14 protein-coding genes are annotated in these 19122 nt (G+C 43.2%); 3 read left to right on the top strand and 11 right to left on the bottom strand.

Annotated features, from left to right (window positions below; translation table 11 throughout):
• Nucleotides 1-9: 9 nt before the first annotated feature.
• The 6 genes from J2T20_RS12095 to J2T20_RS12120 all read right to left on the bottom strand — a co-directional run bounded on the left by J2T20_RS12095 (nt 10) and on the right by J2T20_RS12120 (nt 6257).
• Nucleotides 10-1383: a DUF3329 domain-containing protein gene (locus J2T20_RS12095; protein WP_307588622.1), complete on the bottom strand. Its 1374-nt coding sequence runs from the start codon at nt 1381-1383 to the stop codon at nt 10-12.
• Nucleotides 1384-1410: 27 nt separating this feature from the next.
• Complete coding sequence (locus J2T20_RS12100) at nt 1411-1806, bottom strand: GtrA family protein (RefSeq protein WP_307588624.1); 396 nt, start codon at nt 1804-1806, stop codon at nt 1411-1413.
• 9 nt (nt 1807-1815) lie between these two features.
• Nucleotides 1816-2796 carry a glycosyltransferase family 2 protein gene (locus J2T20_RS12105; protein ID WP_307588625.1) on the bottom strand — a complete coding sequence of 327 codons (981 nt, stop codon included), beginning with the start codon at nt 2794-2796 and terminating at the stop codon, nt 1816-1818.
• 178 nt (nt 2797-2974) lie between these two features.
• On the bottom strand, nt 2975-3295 hold the full coding sequence (locus J2T20_RS12110; protein ID WP_307588627.1) for a hypothetical protein: 321 nt from the start codon (nt 3293-3295) through the stop codon (nt 2975-2977).
• 117 nt (nt 3296-3412) lie between these two features.
• Nucleotides 3413-4489, bottom strand: a complete 1077-nt coding sequence (locus J2T20_RS12115; protein ID WP_307588629.1) for an acyltransferase family protein — start codon at nt 4487-4489, stop codon at nt 3413-3415.
• A complete protein-coding gene (locus J2T20_RS12120) occupies nt 4482-6257 on the bottom strand; it encodes a class I adenylate-forming enzyme family protein (protein WP_307588631.1) in 1776 nt (591 codons plus the stop codon). Before J2T20_RS12120 ends, J2T20_RS12115 begins: the two co-directional genes overlap by 8 nt.
• A 295-nt stretch (nt 6258-6552) precedes the next feature.
• Between J2T20_RS12120 and J2T20_RS12125 the strand changes: the two genes are divergently transcribed.
• Nucleotides 6553-8136: an acyl-CoA synthetase gene (locus J2T20_RS12125; RefSeq protein WP_307588634.1), complete on the top strand. Its 1584-nt coding sequence runs from the start codon at nt 6553-6555 to the stop codon at nt 8134-8136.
• A gap of 553 nt (nt 8137-8689) precedes the next feature.
• On the opposite strand, the gene J2T20_RS12130 is transcribed toward J2T20_RS12125, so the two are convergent.
• From J2T20_RS12130 to J2T20_RS12140, 3 genes are read right to left on the bottom strand one after another with little or no spacing between them, the layout of a single operon-like run.
• Entirely contained in the window at nt 8690-9259 is a 570-nt protein-coding gene (locus J2T20_RS12130) for a hypothetical protein (RefSeq protein ID WP_307588635.1), read from the bottom strand.
• Nucleotides 9260-9308: 49 nt separating this feature from the next.
• Nucleotides 9309-10457 carry a S1C family serine protease gene (locus J2T20_RS12135; RefSeq protein ID WP_307588637.1) on the bottom strand — a complete coding sequence of 383 codons (1149 nt, stop codon included), beginning with the start codon at nt 10455-10457 and terminating at the stop codon, nt 9309-9311.
• Nucleotides 10458-10468: 11 nt separating this feature from the next.
• A complete protein-coding gene (locus tag J2T20_RS12140; protein WP_307588639.1) occupies nt 10469-11719 on the bottom strand; it encodes an FxLYD domain-containing protein in 1251 nt (416 codons plus the stop codon).
• Between the two features lie 256 nt (nt 11720-11975).
• On the opposite strand from J2T20_RS12140, the gene J2T20_RS12145 reads away from it, so the two are divergent.
• A complete protein-coding gene (locus J2T20_RS12145) occupies nt 11976-13907 on the top strand; it encodes a VWA domain-containing protein (RefSeq protein WP_307588641.1) in 1932 nt (643 codons plus the stop codon).
• A 40-nt stretch (nt 13908-13947) separates the two neighbouring features.
• Nucleotides 13948-16290: a zinc ribbon domain-containing protein gene (locus tag J2T20_RS12150; protein ID WP_307588643.1), complete on the top strand. Its 2343-nt coding sequence runs from the start codon at nt 13948-13950 to the stop codon at nt 16288-16290.
• A gap of 61 nt (nt 16291-16351) precedes the next feature.
• On the opposite strand, the gene J2T20_RS12155 is transcribed toward J2T20_RS12150, so the two are convergent.
• A complete protein-coding gene (locus tag J2T20_RS12155) occupies nt 16352-17197 on the bottom strand; it encodes an N-acetylmuramoyl-L-alanine amidase family protein (protein WP_307588645.1) in 846 nt (281 codons plus the stop codon).
• A gap of 17 nt (nt 17198-17214) precedes the next feature.
• Nucleotides 17215-18921 (bottom strand): VWA domain-containing protein, encoded by a 1707-nt coding sequence (locus J2T20_RS12160; protein WP_307588647.1) that lies wholly within the window; start codon nt 18919-18921, stop codon nt 17215-17217.
• Nucleotides 18922-19122: the final 201 nt, after the last annotated feature.

A 19122-nucleotide genomic window follows, 5' to 3' on the forward strand; every position in this document is an offset into this window, starting at 1 on the left:
TTTTTCTGCTTACTTGATTTTAATTGAATCCAACTCTAAATATTTCGCATAAATCGTATTTGGCCAAACTCCAGTCTCTTTCCCTATATCCGCTACAAATACATGCCCAAAGTAGTCTTGATAAGGGCTGGAGGCTTTAATACTATAGGGCTCAACTACAACATTTTGCACATCCGCTCTTTTATTGTCCGCCACAATTTGCAATCGGTCATGGTCTTCGTTCCACAGCTTCATATACTGTGTCATCACAAGACCCATAGAGATTACTAATATAAGACTCACCGGTATACTGATCACTTTCAATTGGGTCGAAAAGTAATTTCCAATCCTATCCAACTTCAAGAAACTCATCACGCCTATGATTAGAAATACGGTGGAACCAAACCCCGCCCGCAACGGGAACATGGGAGAAGCAAACATGATTAAATTATTAAACACACTAAGGCAAATCATTAGAAGAGAATACATTAGCTCTATCCCGATATCTCGCTTCATTTCAGCAAATGCATATCGTTTACTGACCAATTGATGTAATACAAACGATACAATTATAGCCAGCAGGATCCACATAGGCAGTTGGTACATCATAATATGAAATGTAGTCAGAAGCGGCATTTTAATATGAGTTAGAAAAAAAGAGGCGTCAGCAGAGGTTTGCAGCCCTTCGGCCCTAACCCTATTTCCAGGAGCCAGCAAGAGAAAAAGGCATCCTATGATCGCACCGCCAAAACCGGTTAACATCCATATGTAAAGTCGACGCACCTTGTAAAAATAAGTTAGCATTATAAAGGTCAACACCAGTGCGGTTATTGCTGTATTCTCGTTCGTCCATCCTGCAAGACCGCCTAATAAAAGCATACCCGCTCGGCTTATTGTATGATCTCTGAAGCTGTTCTTTCCTAACATCTGGAGTCTATACGGCAGCAAAAAGAGAAGGATAATGACGGACATCCAAAGATAATTGACAGAACCTATCAACCATACTGCTGTTGTTCCGAATGAAGGAAGACTAGTCCAGCAAAAGAAAATAACCATTAACATAAGGACTCCGGAATGAGCACCCGGTCTCTTGCCTTGGGAATGCCAAAATATGAGGGTAATCAGAAGAACAAACATCAATGAATTGCTAAGCGCAATTACCCACTTGTCAGACATCAGAAGAATCTGCCCAAGGGTATGCGCGACAGTTCTCCCTCCCCATTCAAAATAATGCATATATTGCGACCGGATCACATCCATCAAATTCTCAATTCGTTTCGACTTATCCCACATAAATGAATAATTAAAGTCATCTGCGAACAGCGGGATTAGGTAATTGATGGATGCCATGTACGCAAACAGTAAGGCCAAGAGGTAAAGACTGCTATACTTAGTGAACTTCAAAGTGGATCATCCTATTCGCTGGTTTTATTAGGCTGCATTGGATTTGAACACGATTTTCTTACTGAGAACATAATTAAATATGACGACAAGGATATTAACTGCAATCTTTGACAGGGTATCACTAACATGAAGCATTCCGACAAACAGGATCATGCTTGAAGCATCGAGGAGATAGGAGGAAGCCCTTAGCAGAATAAATAAACTCAGCTGCTTCATAGTGCTTCCGATTCCCTTCTCCCCGCTGTTGAACACATAAGACTTACTGGTAATAAATGAAAACAAAACGGAAACCACCCAGGATATCGTTGTAGCCGTAAGAAAGTGGATATGGAGCAGGTTGGTTAACAGCCAGTAGATAACTACATTTATAGCCGTCGTTACTATGCCGACAATTATGTATCTTCCCAATACTTTTTTATCCATATTCCACTCCTAACGCACCATCGTTAGCCGTTCTTCCCTGAATTCCTCCAGCTTCCCTTCTTTGTCCCCATTGTAATTTTCCACAAAATAAAGCGGCCGTCTCTTGGTTTCATTAAAAACTCGGCCTAAGTATTCCCCAATAATCCCTAGGGACAAAAGCTGAATTCCACCTAAAAATAGCATAATCGTCATTAATGAAGCATAACCTGCGACTGGATCACCGAATAACATGGTTTTGATGATAACCCAACCCATATATATAAAAGCCACCATAGAGACTATGCATCCAAAAAAAGAGGAGACACGTAATGGTGTTGTAGAGAAGGAAGTAAATCCTTCAATAGCAAGATCAACTAATTTGATATAATTCCATTTGGACTCCCCTGCGGCTCTGGGATCACGATCAAACATAATCTCTTTTTTGTGATATCCGATCCAACTGAACATCCCTTTAGTATATCGCTGTGTTTCCCGAAGGGATTTCAAGGCATCAATACACCGCCTGTCGAGCAGTCGGAAATCTCCGGTATTCTCTTGCAAGGGTATCCTTGTGAAACCCTGAAGCAGCCTATAATAAGTTTTGGCTGTCCATTTCTTTATCCACGTTTCGCCTGAGCGGCTATTTCTCTTGGCGTAGATGTCATCGTATCCTTCTTCCCAGTATTGAATCATACGGGGAATTAATTCCGGAGGGTCTTGAAGATCGGCATCAATGATAATGACAGCATCACTATTGACGTAGTCCAAACCAGCTATCATTGCGATTTCTTTTCCAAAATTCCGGGATAAATTAACATAACTGATTCGACGATCGATTTCCCGCAAAGCAGTAATGATATGAAAGGTATTATCCTTACTTCCATCATTTACAAACAGGATCTCAAACGTGTAGAATGGCAATTGATCGATTACCATCCGTAGACGTTCATATAGCTTCTCAATTACATCTTCCTCGTTATACGCAGGAATTAGGATAGAAATATGTTTCAAATTCAAGCCTCCATTTTTTTGAATTAATATTCAAAATTTTACATTTACCGTACTTTATTAAGGATATCATCGTTCGTTAAAAAGTACAACAGCATTTTATTAGGACATCCTAGGCAAAAAAAAGACCGATCCCCGGCCAAGCTGGCAGGAGAATCGGTTTTTTATTTTCATTACTTTTTCAATAACAGTAATACTTCTCCCACAGCATGAAGGAGTCATCCTTTTTGTCTTCCCACCAATTCTTGATGTCATTTCCCTTTAACCAGCTGAACCAGCTATTGCTGACTGTCTTGGTATCATTGTAATAATAGGTGGTCTTATCTTTCTGAAATAATGAAGAGATTTCACCGGCTAGTGATGAAAAAAAGGAAGTGGCATAAGAGGAGGTGTTCTGTGACACCGACGAAGCAGATGCATAGGCAGAAGCAGGCAGCATGATTGTACTTATCAATACAACGATCAACGTCAGCCTGGTGCACTTCTTTATATACCTGAACATATTATCGGTCCCCACTTTCCTCTAGTCTAAATGGACTACTGCAAATGGTTCTTTATAAAGAATATAACGAACCTGATGATTTGTAAATAAATTCAAAGAGAAGCTGACCGGTAATTCTCACGGAGCCAGGGTTTTCTTCCGTCCGACCGGAAGCCATCTCTTTCTAGTGGACAACAGATAAGTAAGAGTCAGACATTCCACAAGGGTCACGAGCAAATATACCAGCCCTTGAACAATATCCACACCCGTGAAATTGCCCACCCCCAGCAGAACATTCAACTTCATTAAGGGGATATGTCCGAAAAAAATGATCTTGCTAAATCCATTAATAAACGGATGATATTTCTGGATTGTAACGCTCTTTATTCGCAAAATACCATAAAACAGCAGGATGGTGCTCGAGATCATGCTTAGGGACAGTGAATAATCGGAATTCCAATCCGCAAAAAAGAACAGCAGCAGAGTTTCTATCATCAAAAGTGAGGCTGCCAAGATCAAAAGGGGAATTGCTCTATACTGCAAAAACTTCTCCTCATACCTTCCCATCAACACTCCTGCGGATACAAAGGTCAAGCCGTATCCCAGATATCTTTCGGTGAATAGCTCCAAATAATCTCCGTAACTTGAATCCAAAAAAGAAAGCCCGCCCGTAATAGAGTCGAGTCCGATCCGCAAAGTGCCTACCAGAAGCTGAGCAATCAAATACACGAACAGTGTCAAAATGACCACAGCCCGCAAGGAAAGTCTGGTATACAGCAGATACGATACCCAAACACCGAATAGAAGCGGCGGAATGAACCACAATTGGATGAAGGGTCCATTCAGGAAAAAGGCCATCCCCGCAATCTTCAGCTGAAGGAATAGATTTCCCGGTGATAAGCCTCCGGAGGTCAGGGCAGGAACAATAAACTCCACCCAGAAAAACAGGTTAAAGAAGACGTATACCCAACCTATGCTAATCAGATATCTCCTGATATACATACGGGAGTCTGCTGCATTCGACCAGCCCTTGTAAACAAGAAAACCGGAAATCATATAGAAACACGGCACGATTACCTTGGACGCATTAAATATAAAATTCATTTGCGTATGAGGAAGATGATCCAGGTACCTGAAAAGAATGACATGGGCGACCAACACCGTTAAAGAGCCTGCAAGCTTAAAAAAAGTAATTCCCGAATAATATTTACGCATTTTTTTTAAGCTCTCCGATTCGCTCCAGCGCCATTAGCTGAATATCAGAGACGGATATTTTCCCCGTGGCAGACAAGGGGAACGATGGCAGGAACAGAATATAACGCGGAATTTTAAACGCTGACATATGAAGTGTTAGTTCTGCCTTCAACCTCTCCTCCGTCAAGCTTGCCCCCTTTTCAGGGATAATACAGGCACAGACCAGTTCCCCGTACAGATCATCCGGAATGCCCACTACAAAAACCTCTTCTACCCCTTTCTGCTTTATTAGAAGGTTCTCGATTTCTACAGGAGAGATTTTCTCTCCCCCCCGTGAAATCAAGCGATTCAACCTCCCAGTTATCATCAAATTCCGTTGTTCATCCAGAAAGCCCGAATCCCCCGATCGGTACCATCCGTCCTCCGTAAAACAGGGACTGACTGTATTCTCTTTCATGTATCGCATGACCCTGTGACTGCGAATTGCAATCTCACCATGCGCATGCTGAGGCAGATCCTCTCCTGTTTCCGGATTTACAATTTTGACTTCCACCCCCTTGTCTACCTTGCCCCCAAAGCTAAAGCCTCCCTTCTCTAATTCCTTGGGATCTATCAATCCACTAAGGAAAGAGGTATAGCTTAGCAATAGATAAAGCAAGGACCACAGCGGATTTTCCCTCCGGTTTAGGAAGCAGATACCGTTTGCAACAGAACCTGCCTCGGAGGAGCCGTAGCTTACCATAAAAAACACAAGCTTCAAGCCCGGGTCCCTGCTGACTTTTTTCAGCAAGGTATTATTTATAGCTGCCGATGTAAAGGCCAGCCCTACCAGGGAAGATAAATTGAATTCATTCCTTCTAGGTGAAGTGAGTATTTGTTGGATCATGAATGGCGTACCCGTCATAATTTGGCACCTTTCAAGTTCAAGCACCGACAATGCATTCACGGGGTTAAAGTGCGTCAGCATGACGACCCGAATATTGCATACCTTGAGCGCGGTAAATAAGGTAGCAAAGCCCCCCAGATGATATAAGGGCAGTAGACTGAATAGTGAGAATTTATGGGCGATCCGGTCGGTTAAGCCGGCCATCAGCGCGGATCCCTTTTTCCCTGACTTCTCTCCTCTTTTCTTAACCAGAAAGGAAGCTGTGGAGCGGAGAACCCCTTTCGGTGAACCCAAGGTTCCTGAGGTGTATAGAAGAATCAATGGGTCTTCCGCCCGGATAGACTGATAAGTAAAACGGAACATTTGTTCATCCATCATGGCTGCCAACTGATATATATCTGAAAAGGGACGGAATGGTCTTTGGAGGAATGCCCCCTCATTCAGCACAAAAATATGAGGGGGCAGCCAGGAGCTGTCGGTACCATTTAATGCTGCCTCCGCAATCAACTCCTGTATCATCAGCGGGTAATATTGTTGATGGCCGCCCGAACCTATGACCATAAGAGCAGGCTTGGAATCCTGAAGGTAGGTTAGTAGCTCTTCCTTTTTGGAATAAGCATTTAGGGGAACGATTACGGCACCGATACTAGCAGCTGCGTACATAGAAAGGATCAGCTCTATTCGCCCCTGCATAAGCAGCGCCACCCGGTCGCCTTTTTGGATTCCCAGCTGCAGGAAGCCTTTACCTAAGAGCTGTACTTCGTTCCATACTTGTGACCAGGAATAATGCTGTCCAAGCTCTGGAAAGCTGAATACAACGTCATGAGGAAACGTGGTTGCCCTTTTACACAAAAGTTCGGATATCGTGTCTTTATGATTAAGGGACTGCTTCGATTTTCCCATTTCCTTCTCCTCCTTTGTAAAATACGGTCTGTTTATTTTCATCATAACGAACAAAGGAGTGTTTATCTTTAATTTACTGCCGGTTTCGTAAATGTTGTCTTTAATTTAACATCTTTATTGTACTTTATAAAGAACAAATAAATAATTTTAATTAAAACCTGGACAAGTTCCTCTTTTGTTGCCACCCCGTTCAAATAATGTTTATAGTTTCGGCAAACTGTTTAGAATCTGGTACTAGGAGTTCATGCTATAATATGTATTGTGGTTGCTACTACCTTTTTGATATGGGAGATGGATGGAATTGAATGATCAGCAATGGATTTCACCTGAATATTACAATCTAACCTCGGAGATGGAGCATCATCCATCCGGCAAAATTGCACTCAAATGGTTAAATGAAAAAGGGGATCGCGAAGAGATCAGCTACGGTGAACTTCTGCAGCAAGCAAATCGGCTGGCCGGCGGACTAGCTCATCTTGGACTACATAAAGGCGACAGAGTTCTGGTGATGGTTCCGAGAAGAATCATTGCATACGTTATCTACTTAGCTTGTCTAAAACTGGGACTGGCCGTTATCCCTTCCTCAGAAATGCTCCGGGCCAAGGATTTATCCTATCGCCTCCGTCATTCTGAAGCTCGGGCCGTAATCGCTTGGTCGGAGGTTATACACGAGGTAGATAAAATTAGTGATGACCTGCCCGCTTTGGATTTCCGCCTTTCTGTGTCAGGGAATGGTGAAGTTGACGGATGGCTAGATCTGGAGGATTTAATGATTGGGCAGCCGGATCAACTGACTGCGGTTAACACCCACCGAGACGATATGGCTATCCTGGCTTATACCTCAGGAACCACCGGCAATCCTAAGGCTGTAGTTCATAGCCATGGCTGGGGTTATGCTCACTTGCGAATCACTTCGTCCCCTTGGCTGGATATCCGGGAGTCAGATACGGTATGGGCGACGGCTGCACCTGGTTGGCAAAAGTGGATTTGGAGTCCGTTCTTAGCGGTATTGGGAAATGGAGCCACAGGTTTTGTCTATAACGGACCATTCCATCCGAACCGGTACCTGCAGTTAATGCAGGATGAAGGAATTCAGGCATTGTGCTGTACTCCAACAGAGTACAGATTAATGGCCAAAACAGAAGGCTTGGATACCTATGACTTGTCTCGACTGCGCAGTGCTGTATCTGCCGGAGAGCCTTTGAATCAGGAAGTCATCAACGAGTTCCAGCGCCATTTCAATATCACCATCCGAGACGGATACGGACAAACGGAAAGCACTCTTTTAATAGGAACACTTAAAGATACCCCGATCCGCACAGGTTCAATGGGTAAAGCTATGGCGCCAGGCCTAGTTGAGGTAGTAGATGAGCAAGGGATTCCGGTTGCACCGGGAGTGGTTGGCGATATAGCCGTTCATTTGACCATGCCGGCTCTGTTCCACACTTATTACAAAGACCCAGAGCGTAAAGCGAGCTGTACCCATGGAGAATTCTTTGTAACCGGAGACCGTGCACGCAAGGATGAGGATGGTTACTTCTGGTTCGAGGGTCGGGGCGACGATATCATCATCAGTGCCGGTTACACCATCGGCCCCTTTGAAGTTGAGGAAGCACTCATGAGACACTCCTCCGTTAAAGAATGTGCGGTAATCGCCAGCCCCGATGATATTCGAGGCCATGTCGTTAAAGCCTTCATCGTTCTAAAGGATGCCTCAACGGCTTCACCAGAGCTCGTTAAGGAGCTGCAATCCCATGTAAAAGAATGGACGGCACCCTACAAGTATCCGCGTAAGATAGAGTTCATCAGCGATCTTCCGAAGACGAGCTCCGGGAAGATTCGGCGGGTTGAGCTGCGTGAGCTGGATCGAAATTCCTAGAGGTTGAAAAAGAGACTGTCCCAAGCCGCTTTGGGTGCAGTCTCTTTTGATGATGTAATTGCTAAGTTACTTGACCGCTATGCGGCTACGCCAGGTCAACATTTACAGGGAAATTAATCCCTCTGAATAGTTAAAACCAAGAGGTATCGTCAAAAAGTTTGTGTAAGAGAGTAGAAGTAACTCCACAGGTAACCGTGACAACTACGGCAAATTGTCTGCCTACATGGGTTTCAATATATATAGTTGCACAACATACACTTATATTGCTTTCTTAGCACACTTTAGGATGTTTAATTGTACTTTATACACTTATTTTTTGGTAATCCGGGGTTTAACCGGCATATTCGTGTTTTTAGTTGTACAAAGTACATCTATCCATACAATCGAGCGCCAAAGGCCAGAAATAAGTGTATAAAATACATCTATTACTCTGACTACCTCCGAAACGTGCCACTTCGGGGTAGGGTCAAGTTTGTGTAAGAGAACAGAAGTAACTCCCCAGGTATCCGTGACAACTACGGCAAATCGTCTGCCTACATGGGTTTCAATATATTTACTCTGACCAATACTTAGCCTCTGGATTCAGCTCCGCCCCTACTTCGCCTTCTTTAACTAAATCACAATCCAGATAGCCCTCTTCGTCCAAGAAATAAACCTCTTGCTTATAGAATTCGCAAAGCGTTTCCAGAAACTTCTCAGGCGACTCATACATAACCACCAAATCCCCAAAGTCATGCAAGAGGTCACAGACACGCTCCACACCGTCAGCTGAACGATAGTAACAAATGAAATCACTACCGTAGTTCGTGAGGATCGGCAGAACAAGCCCGTCCGCTTCGTGTCCTTTCTCTTCTAAAATCTGTGACAGTACCTTCATTTGCTGTGCGTATTCATCGATATGAATCAACCTGTACCCTGGCACAAATTCGATTAGGCTCGGTTCCTCTTCCTCACTACTAGTTCCGGAAACCGTGCTATATATAGCTTTCAGAAGCAATGGTGTTTCAGGTAGAAGGTTTGTGATGGTGTTCTGTCCATCTTCACTTGTGCCTAAGCTTGAAATATAATCTGGTCTTAACTGTGCCGATAAATTGAGATATTCTTGAAATTTTTGAGTAAGCATGTTGTCATCCTTTATGTCATTCTGAATTTTTACAATCGCTATCTTGACTCTAGTCTATCTTCTTGCCTTTACCATTTAGGATTTTTAATTGTCCGTTTTCATTTCCTACCGTATAGTTAAGCTGGTATTGTTGATATACGGTTTCGCCATCGCGTCGTTCCTCAGCGGTTATAATGGCACTCACCTGCGAACTTTTTCCTCCATCATCTTCAACCGATGAGATACTCTCGATCACTACTTCACCGGTATTTAAATACCCCTTACGGAAGTCTTCATAGCTAGTTCCACCTTGCCATTGACTGCCAAGAAGGGAATAGGCCGTTACATAGTCGCTAGTAGACAGACTATCGTAAAAAAGCGTAACTATGCTACTGCTATCCGATAACACATCCGCCGCCGAGTTACTATTGCTGCTGTTATCGGCCCCACCCTCCGACTCTGCTTCCGGGTGTTTCGACCATTCCTCCACCTGCTTCAATATGCTGCTGATCGGTATACTGAACCCAATCCCCGCTTCCTCCGTAGCAGCGGCCGAATTAATCCCTAATACTTCACCCGTAAGTGCGTTAACCAATGGCCCCCCGCTATTCCCATTCGTAATGGGTGCCGAAATCTGATATAGGTTGTTGTAAATATAAGGATCGATCTCTAAGTTCCTCCCCACTCCGCTAACTATGCCTGTCGTTACGGTATTTTCCAACCCGAGTGGGCTTCCGAGAGCGAGCACTTCATCTCCAACCTCTGCTTTATAAGTACGTGCGATAGGCAACGGAGTGATATCCTTAAGTTCTAGAACCCGAACAACCGCTATGTCTGTATCGGTACCTATTCCAATAACAATTCCCGTATATTTTTCATGATCCAGCGTGGTTACTGTAACCTCATGCCAGCCTTCTACAACATGGGCATTAGTTAACAGGTCACCCTGGTTATTATATAGGAATCCGGAACCTAGTCCACCCCCGGTCTCTATGGTAACCACCCGTTTCTGTGACTCTTCGATAATTTCCTTACGAGTCATCGGTTCCGCTTGTGTTGTAGAATCCTGTACCTCCTCAAGAACTTCCGCCTCAACCGCAAGAAGCGGTTCTCCATCCAATTGTTGTGCAGCATACTGATGAACCCAGATGCCTCCTCCAGTTCCTGCTCCTAATATCAGTAGTCCCGAAATAACGCTCGCCCATACTATTTTCGACATTTCCCCACCTCCTATTCCAAATACCAATTCGCATCCGCTGCAGCGACTTTAACATCCCCATACGCTCCGTAGTAGGAAGTTGTGAATTCACCCGACTCCCCCGGGGCCAACCGGTTAGGATATACACTTACATACGCTTCGTCCAAATAGGAATCTGCAGCATCTAGTATATTAATAGTTAGGTTGATCGAATAAATAGGTCGAGTCGCCCGATTGGTCACCGTTCCACTGATTTCAAGATACCCATACTCATCGTATACAGCCACCAGACCTGAAACTTCAACCGCAGCCGTCCGATTTGTAAGGTCTTCCTGAGCAGCTTGTTGTTGAGCCAGCACAATTCGATCTTTCTCCGCTTGTTCAAAGATCGTCTTCTCTTCCATTATCCGCTCTCTGAAGGTTGTTAATTTCTTATTCTCTATTGCATAAAATAAACCATCATCCACCGCCTGCAATGCACCTGTATAATCCTTGTCCTGAAGCTTTTTCTCGGCTGCCGAATAACTGATATCGGCCAATTTCACGATGATCTGTTGTTGTACAGCCACTGCTTCCTCACCTTCAAACTTCTCTACAATTTTGAGCTTGTCTGCCAGCGCTTCTACCGTCTTCAACTGACCCAGCTCACCTTTTACCTTTAGGATAGCCAGCTTCGTCTGACCTTCAGAAAGCTTCTTCTTAATCGATGCAAAAAGCGGCTCCTGCCTTTTATCTAAAGCAGCGGTAAGAGTCTTCATGGAACTCTCGCTCGCCTGCAATTTTTGTGTATCCAAGCCCTCAATCGTCTGTTTCAATTGCTCCTCAAATTGTTGTGCTTCAACAGTAACAGATCGGTCCTGTTTCAACACATCGTAACCGGGCCGCTTCTCAATCGCTGAGTCCAGCAGCTTAATCGCCTCACTGTACCGTCCCTTCATCGCTTCTCCTTCAGCCTTCTGCTGCAGAGCTAACACCTGATCGTTCACCTTAATCTCGTATTTATAGAACAGGAACAGCGATAACGTGACCATTACCAGCAATAGGGGAATTATCCATAAGAACATCCTGCCTCTTCCCCGAATGGGTTCTTTCACAGGAATTATGTCTCTATTGGACAGCTCAGTAGCCACTTCATGCCCCGCAGCCACTTCTGTATTTGCCAACTCCTTAATCGCCGCTTCTTCCTCCAGCGTTAATAACCTAGCACCGCATTCGATACAAAACGTTGAATCCGATATGCTTTTGGCACCACAATTGTGACAGTACAATTCGCTCTCCCCCATCTCTGCTCCTTCAAAATCCTGCTTATCGGATAAAATCCCTTTATTATTATGTCATTATATGGTTTGTAACAGCAATATGAAATTTGCAGGAATTCGTCGCCTTTTCCCACAACAAGATGAAAAATATGACGATAAAGGGGATTTTACGTAAAATTATGGCATAAGACTATGGAACTAGATATACTTAGTCCAGAAGACTGGAGAAAATATTGGAAATAATGTCTTTGTTCATTAACAGCGGGGGGATTGGTATTTATTGATTTGTAATCATTGTGGCCTAGAAAATGAAGTCGACAGCAAGTTTTGTATACATTGTGGAAAACTCGTATTCGATGAGACAGAAGCAATTAACCCGTCACCTCAGGAAGAAGAAATACATAAGGTTTCAGACAAGCGCCGCTTAAGCAAGTGGTGGTATATCGGGATTGGATCGGCATTGTTGATCTCAGCTATAATTGTGATCTTCAGTTTGCTTCCTTCAGCAGCATCGAATCCGCTCTCCGAGAAAAATGCAGAGGTTAACGTTCCCTCAGGAACTCCTGACGCTAGTGCCGAACCAGCAGGTAGCGCCAGCCCGCTAAGCAACGAAATACAACCGTTTAAGATTAGTACGATCAACCCCTCCCTTTACCCAATGATTGGATTGGTAATAGAAGCCGAGGATATAGAGTCCCTGGATTTATCACCGCAAAATTTCACAGTCACTGAGAATGGAGTAACTCAAAAGGTAGTTAAGGTGGACTCAGTGGAAAGCGGACAAATTACCGTTTCCTATGAAACTACCGTTGTGAATATTAGTCACGACAGTCCAGAACCACGAAATATTCAGCTGCAGTATTTGAAGCAAACCACCAGTGCGCATTATGAAGCTCCGAAACCACAGACGCTTAGTATTGGTGATTTCAGCTATAACACAGATCAATATCCACAGGTTAAGCTGTACTTTTCGTTATATGATTCCAATAATCAACTAGTCGAAAATCTTCCTACGGATTCTTCATTCTTCCAACTCCAAGAGGATAAAAAACAATTGAAAACCTGGAAATTCTCCAAAATGTCAGAGATCAAGGAATCACTAAGCACCAATGTTGTTATTGATGTGAGTACCAGCATGGAAGGAATTATGGAAGTGGTGAAGAATCAAGCGCTGCAATTTGTCAGTCAGTCCGCTCTTTCCGGATCAGACCAGATGGCATTGATGAGCTTTGCCGGAGCCACCGAAATTACCCAAAACGATTTCACTAATGACAAGAACTCTATTCATTCTCAAATATCACAATTGAGTTCATACGGAGAATGTACAGCATTGTATCGTTCTATGGAGCAAGCTGTGTACAACACAGCCTACAATGGGGCCGAAGGATCAAAATATGTCGTGATCTTCACCGATGGCGGAGAAAATTGCAGCAATGACGTAAGCAATCAAAGTGCTGTTAGTGCCGGAACCGTTATTAACACTTCACTCCAGCTGGGAGTACCAATCTACGCGGTAGGTGTGCAGCAAGATGATGAACTGCAAAGAATTGCTAAAGAGAGCAACGGTGATTATATCTCGATTGGATCGGATATTGATAAGCTTGGCGGGTTCTACAGTTCGATTTATTCAAGAAAAAAAGCGCAATATGTAGCAACTTATACCTCGTCCAATCCAAAAAAGACACTGAGGAATACCAGTATTGTGGTAAACTCCCCTACTTATTTTGCAACGTTAGAGCAGTCTGTTACACCTAAATTACTAGATGACCCTGATGTAGCTACCGCTATGGAGATGTATCAGATCAACTGGTCTGCCGCCATGAGCTCAGGGGATATATCCTATTTATCTCCTTACGTAACAGTCAATAGCCAATCGGCTAATTCTGTTTACAACATCGTACTTAATCAAGTTAACAGCATAAATGAAGCCAAAAATACCGGATCTTATTTTGAATTTGATGTTCCTATCTACAGGCTGGAGGATGCTCTAAAAGTCACTCCGGAACATTATCAGCTTAAGTTGAAGAAACGGTTCAAACGGACGGTCTATGAAAATGGAAGTATCGAGAACACCGCCTTTAAAGAAACCGCCTACACATATAATGTGGTCAAACAGGACAATAGCTGGCTGGTTGATTCTACCGTTGAATCTAAAGTTCCGGAAATCTGTTATGTCGATGATACTTATCTCACCAAAAAGAAATGTAATTAATACACAGTCTAAGGAATGACTAAAGGAGTAGATACTACTAATGAACATGGCAAAATTCTGCGCTAACTGTGGCGCCCCTCGTAAAGAAGATGCGAAATTCTGTAACAAGTGTGGGCAACCATCGCCCCAAAGTAATAATACTACTCATAATACGACTACTCCCCTTGAAGCGGAAAAGGAAATGACACCCCTTGAGACGGGTATTCCTGTTCCTGTAGGTACAGATCCTGTAGTGGTACCTGAGTTAGAAATGGTTCCATTAACCGTACAAGAGGATTCAACCGAGGTCGTGATTTTATCAGGAAGCACAGTCATAACTGAGACTCCTAATGAAAGCGAGGAGACCCAGACTAAGCCGCAAGGCGGCATTATTAATCTGATGACCGGAACCAAGAAGAAATTCATGACAAAACCTTTTATCTACGGAGCAGCATTATTAGGAATAATACTTATAGCCGGCGTTGCCTGGTCCATCTTCCAATCCGGGTCTTCAAGCTCCTCTACTCCGCTTGTATATATCAAGGATTATGAGTTAATGCTCAAGGGCAGTAAACAGGATAAACCGAGTATTGCCACAAAAAATTGGCTGGATACCGAACTTGATGATGAAGCCGTTGATATGTCTTCTGATGGAGACGGAGGTTATACCGAGGATACCAGCTTCTATAATTTAAGATATACGACTGAACATATGGTGAAATTCAATAAAACCGGAACACGTATGTTCTACCTGAATAAAATCAATGATGACGGATCTGCAAATCTTTACTACTTAAATCCCTCAAAGGTTGCCAAGGCTGGGGAAGAAAGTATGGACCAGGGCGTACGTATTGCATCCAATCTGGATGCTAACCAATATAATTCTTTTCAAATTCCTGCATCCGGCGATTTTGTGCTTTATTTGAAAAATTATGAAGACAGCTCCGGTGGTAGCTTATATCTCTATGATATGAAGGAAGAAATCCTGATTGATAAAAATGTAGCCCTGAACTTCTCCCTTTCTGGAGATGAATCCTCGATTATTTATATGAAAACACTTGATGATGAGACCTATGATCTATATACCAAGGGAGTTAGCACTAAAAGCGAAAAGGTTAAAATTGATAGCGACATTAACAGCATCATTAGTTACTCGAGCAATCTGGACAAGGTTTATTATACGAAATCCACTGACGATGACTCTGAGAATCCGAACCACTTCACACTCTATCTTAGAGAGGCAGGGAAAGATAAACAAAAACTCATTTCCGATTTCTCCGATGTTGTGTCCAGCACTTCTACTGGCCAATTTTTCTTCAGCCGGGCTACGGTAGAACACTCTGCATTAAGCGAGTTCGTTGAAGATAACATGGCAGCTGGAGATCTCAAAATCACCGAGCCGTCCTACAGTGATTATGAACATGAAGTAACCAATACCGATTATTGGGGTTATACCTATACAACAACCGATGTTGATTATGATGCTTATAATGCTGCATATGATCTATATATGGCTAAAATGGAACGGGACAGCCTCAGAAGTGACTTAAAGAATGAGGAGATTATTACAACTACCAAGCAATTATTCCTGTATGCCGATGGCAAAGAAACAGAAACAACTAGCGAGCTGGCCCGGGTCATTTATGCGGACGCAACATCGAAATCAATCATTTATGCTAAAGCAGCCAAGAACGAGGTCAATAAACTCAAGTTATCTGATATTACAGATACCTATGCTGTTAAATCGCAATTTGAAAATAATCCAACTGAAACTAAGGAAAGTTATATCGTATTAAATGGTGCACCCGAAAAGGAAATGGCTGAAGTTACGGTTGACGCCTATAGCTTCTTGTTTAGTGAAGATGGCAAGAAGTTGTATTACATGGAGAGTGAAGGTGAAGGAGATACCATCTCCGATACACTTGCTTCGTGGGATGTTATAGAGGGCAAACTGAATAATCACCAGATTATTGACGAGAATGTAGATCATTACACAAGTGTCAACGATGTGATTTGGTATTACAAAGACGTAAAGGATGGCCAAGGAGAGTTGTTACGCTATGCGGATGGACAGAAATCCAAAGTCGCCTATGATGTCCAGCTTGGCAACACGACTTTTTATACCGATGATAATGTTGTGATGTATATGACCGACTACAATGAGAAGCGTCTAATGGGTTCCCTCTACATGTTAAATGGAGAAAAAGGCGCCAAAGGTGTTAAAATCAGCGACGATGTCAACTTCTATAATTACAATACAGGAACCAGCGTATTCTATGTCACGGACTATCGCTTGAAGAATGGAGAAGGCGATCTGTGGGAATACCTGGGTAAGAAGGACAAGAAGCAAATCGACAGCGGTGTACAAACCATGCTCCCTATTCAACCAGGCTTTACATTCTAGTAAAAAAAGACAGAGGGCTGTCCCCTAGCCATGAAAATGGCTGGCGGGATAGCCCTCTTTTTTAATAAGAATAGTAAGAATCCAATCCTGCTTTGATACCTGCTACAATTTTATCCTGATATTCAGGCTTGCTCATTAATACATCCTCTTCGAGATTCGTCATAAACCCCATCTCAATAAGAATGGATGGAATCTCCAGCCAGTTGAACCCCGTTAAGTCAGTTCTTGGTTTAAGACCATTGGATTGGGCTCCCGTTTCCTGAATGACATATTTAGATACTACTTTTATGACCTCCAGGCTCTTCTTGGCGACCTTCGACGTATACTTGCTATCTAGCGAGGGATATAAAAAGGACATCCCTTTCACCTTATGATTATCGCTGCCATCCGCATGGAGTCGAATCATGAGATCGGCATTAGCCTTATTGCAGAAGATAGCCCTTTCACTATTCGATATATCCACTTCATTGGACCTGCGAACCATTATGACCTTGTAATCGGGATTTAGTCTCTTCTCCAGCTTTAGAGCCACCTCAAGATTCAATTGGTATTCCGGTTTTTTGGTTTTAATACCTTGTGTACCGCTTAGAACCTTCTGCTTCATCGTCTTACTCCCGGGAGCGTTAGGCTCCAATTCCGAATTTCCTTTAACCTGATGTCCCGCCTCGATACAGATCACAGGCTTTTTAGGCTCCACTTTTTGGGTGGGTATTGGCGCTGCCGGCTTCCGGTATACGGCAATAGTTGCCGTTTGCTCTACGTTTGGTACAGCACTCTCCGGCTTAGCTTCAACTGGAGTATTTCCGCTAGGTACTGAAGAGGATTCAATGGTCTCTACGGATTTCACCCCACAGCCCGACACTAGTAACGAGAAACAAAGACAGATACATACTACTACTGATTTCATTGTTAGCTTTCCCACTCCTAATTAGCCGGCCACGGATTGCCACTATATAATGTATCCACTGCATTCTCGGTACACAGGGAACCTGGATCTGATTCATTACGGTAAATCGAGCACTCTTTTCTGCCAAACTCGCTAATCTGCCATTTATTCGACACTTTGTTCTGAGTTAGAGTGTAGGTATTCAAATCCGCCTCAAACACATTCTCATTGTTCAGCAGCAGCGGGAAAAACTTAAAGAAGACAATCTTGTAAGACCCATCGGCTTGAGGGTTAACGGATTCTACACGATAATTCTTCAAGGTGTCAATGATCTTTTGGTTGCCCTGATTCATAGCATTCACATAATCAACCTCAATGCGATTCTTCAGGTTTTTATAAAATGGAGAACCATTGTTTACATTATCACTTACGATACTGAAATCCAGATTATTAACGGCATTTGCGTAATTGACCTGGTATTCAAACAAACCATTTAACACATTGATGGATGCCGTATCCATTTTGCGTGTAAATGTTAAAGCTTCTGTCTGCGCTTTTTGCTCTGTGGATTCCATATTTATAGCTACTGAAAAATCCCCTCCCGGCTTTATTTTTTGTTGAGGAGTGTATGTAATCTTGTATTGCTTAACATATCTCTGAAATACCTTGGCGTAGATCAGCTCTAGCTCCTGCTGAAGATTATCATCTATACTGATTGCAAAATATTGCCCACCCGTTTCTTCCGATATCATTTGTAATTCGGTCCCCATCTCTCCGAACCCGATGCAATAAATAGGGATACCCAACTGCTTGGATAAATCAATGACTGATTGAGCCGAAGAACCATAATTGGAGTCCTGTCCGTCGGTGAAAGCGATTATATACTTCGGTCCATTCATCATATTCGTGTCGTACAATGCTTTCGTCAAAGAATCATATAATGCCGTTTGGCCATTATCTGATTCCAGACTCTCCAGATAGGTGCCCACAAAATTGCGATCGCTAGTGAACGCAATATCTGGAACTGGAGGCGCGTAGGTCGAAAAGGACAACACCTCAAACTGTCCTTTTGCCGCTGGGGGTACATTTTTCAAAAACTCGACTGCTGCCCGGCGGACCATATCCATCTTGGATTGCGATACTGTACTGCTCGGTGGTTCGGTCATACTACCGCTCTTATCTATAACCAGATTCACACTAACGGTATCCACATTTTCTACTTGGTTAACCGCCGAAACAGGTAACTGATTGACCTTAAACATTTCCTTGGTCAGAGATTTGCTCTCTATCTCATGCTCATAGGCTTGATCAGAAAATAAGGAAAAATATACATCCACCTTCCCCTGTTCATAATTTGCCGAATCCACTTGGTTTACTCTTATGTATACAGGTTCTGCTGCAGCAGGTGACGGCGTATTTTCTGTTACTTCCTTCGCTTTTTCCGTACTTTCCGGAGAGATCGGTTGTTCCGTTTCCTCTTCCAATGAACTGGAATTCGTAGAACTAGAAGGCGGTTGAGCAAGCGTCTGGTTGTTTATCTCAATGAACCAATACCCAGCTCCCCCCAGCAGAATAAGCGAAACAACCGCTACCCATATCCACATATAAGGGGGTTTGGTTTTTTTGAATTCCGCCCCCTTTTCAACGGGTTGTATTTCTTCCTGTCCACCTTTTAAATTCTGCCCGCAGCTCACGCAGAATTGATCATCCGGTTGAGTATTGGCACCACAATTTGTACAATACATAACACACTAACCTCCCACTTCACATTCATTTTCAAAGTCCGACCCCGCTTCTCCCTCCTCAATAACAATATATATCCTCTAAAGTATTATTTTACTACGAGATATACAATCTGCCTATTATAAATGGGATGGGATTGGTTCATTTGGGATACATGTGGAAATGGATGTTCGAAAAGCAAGAAGCATCCTTAGCTATATGGC

Source organism: Paenibacillus wynnii, from assembly GCF_030812855.1.
In the GTDB taxonomy this organism is placed as follows: Bacteria; Bacillota; Bacilli; order Paenibacillales; family Paenibacillaceae; genus Paenibacillus_AQ; species Paenibacillus_AQ wynnii_A.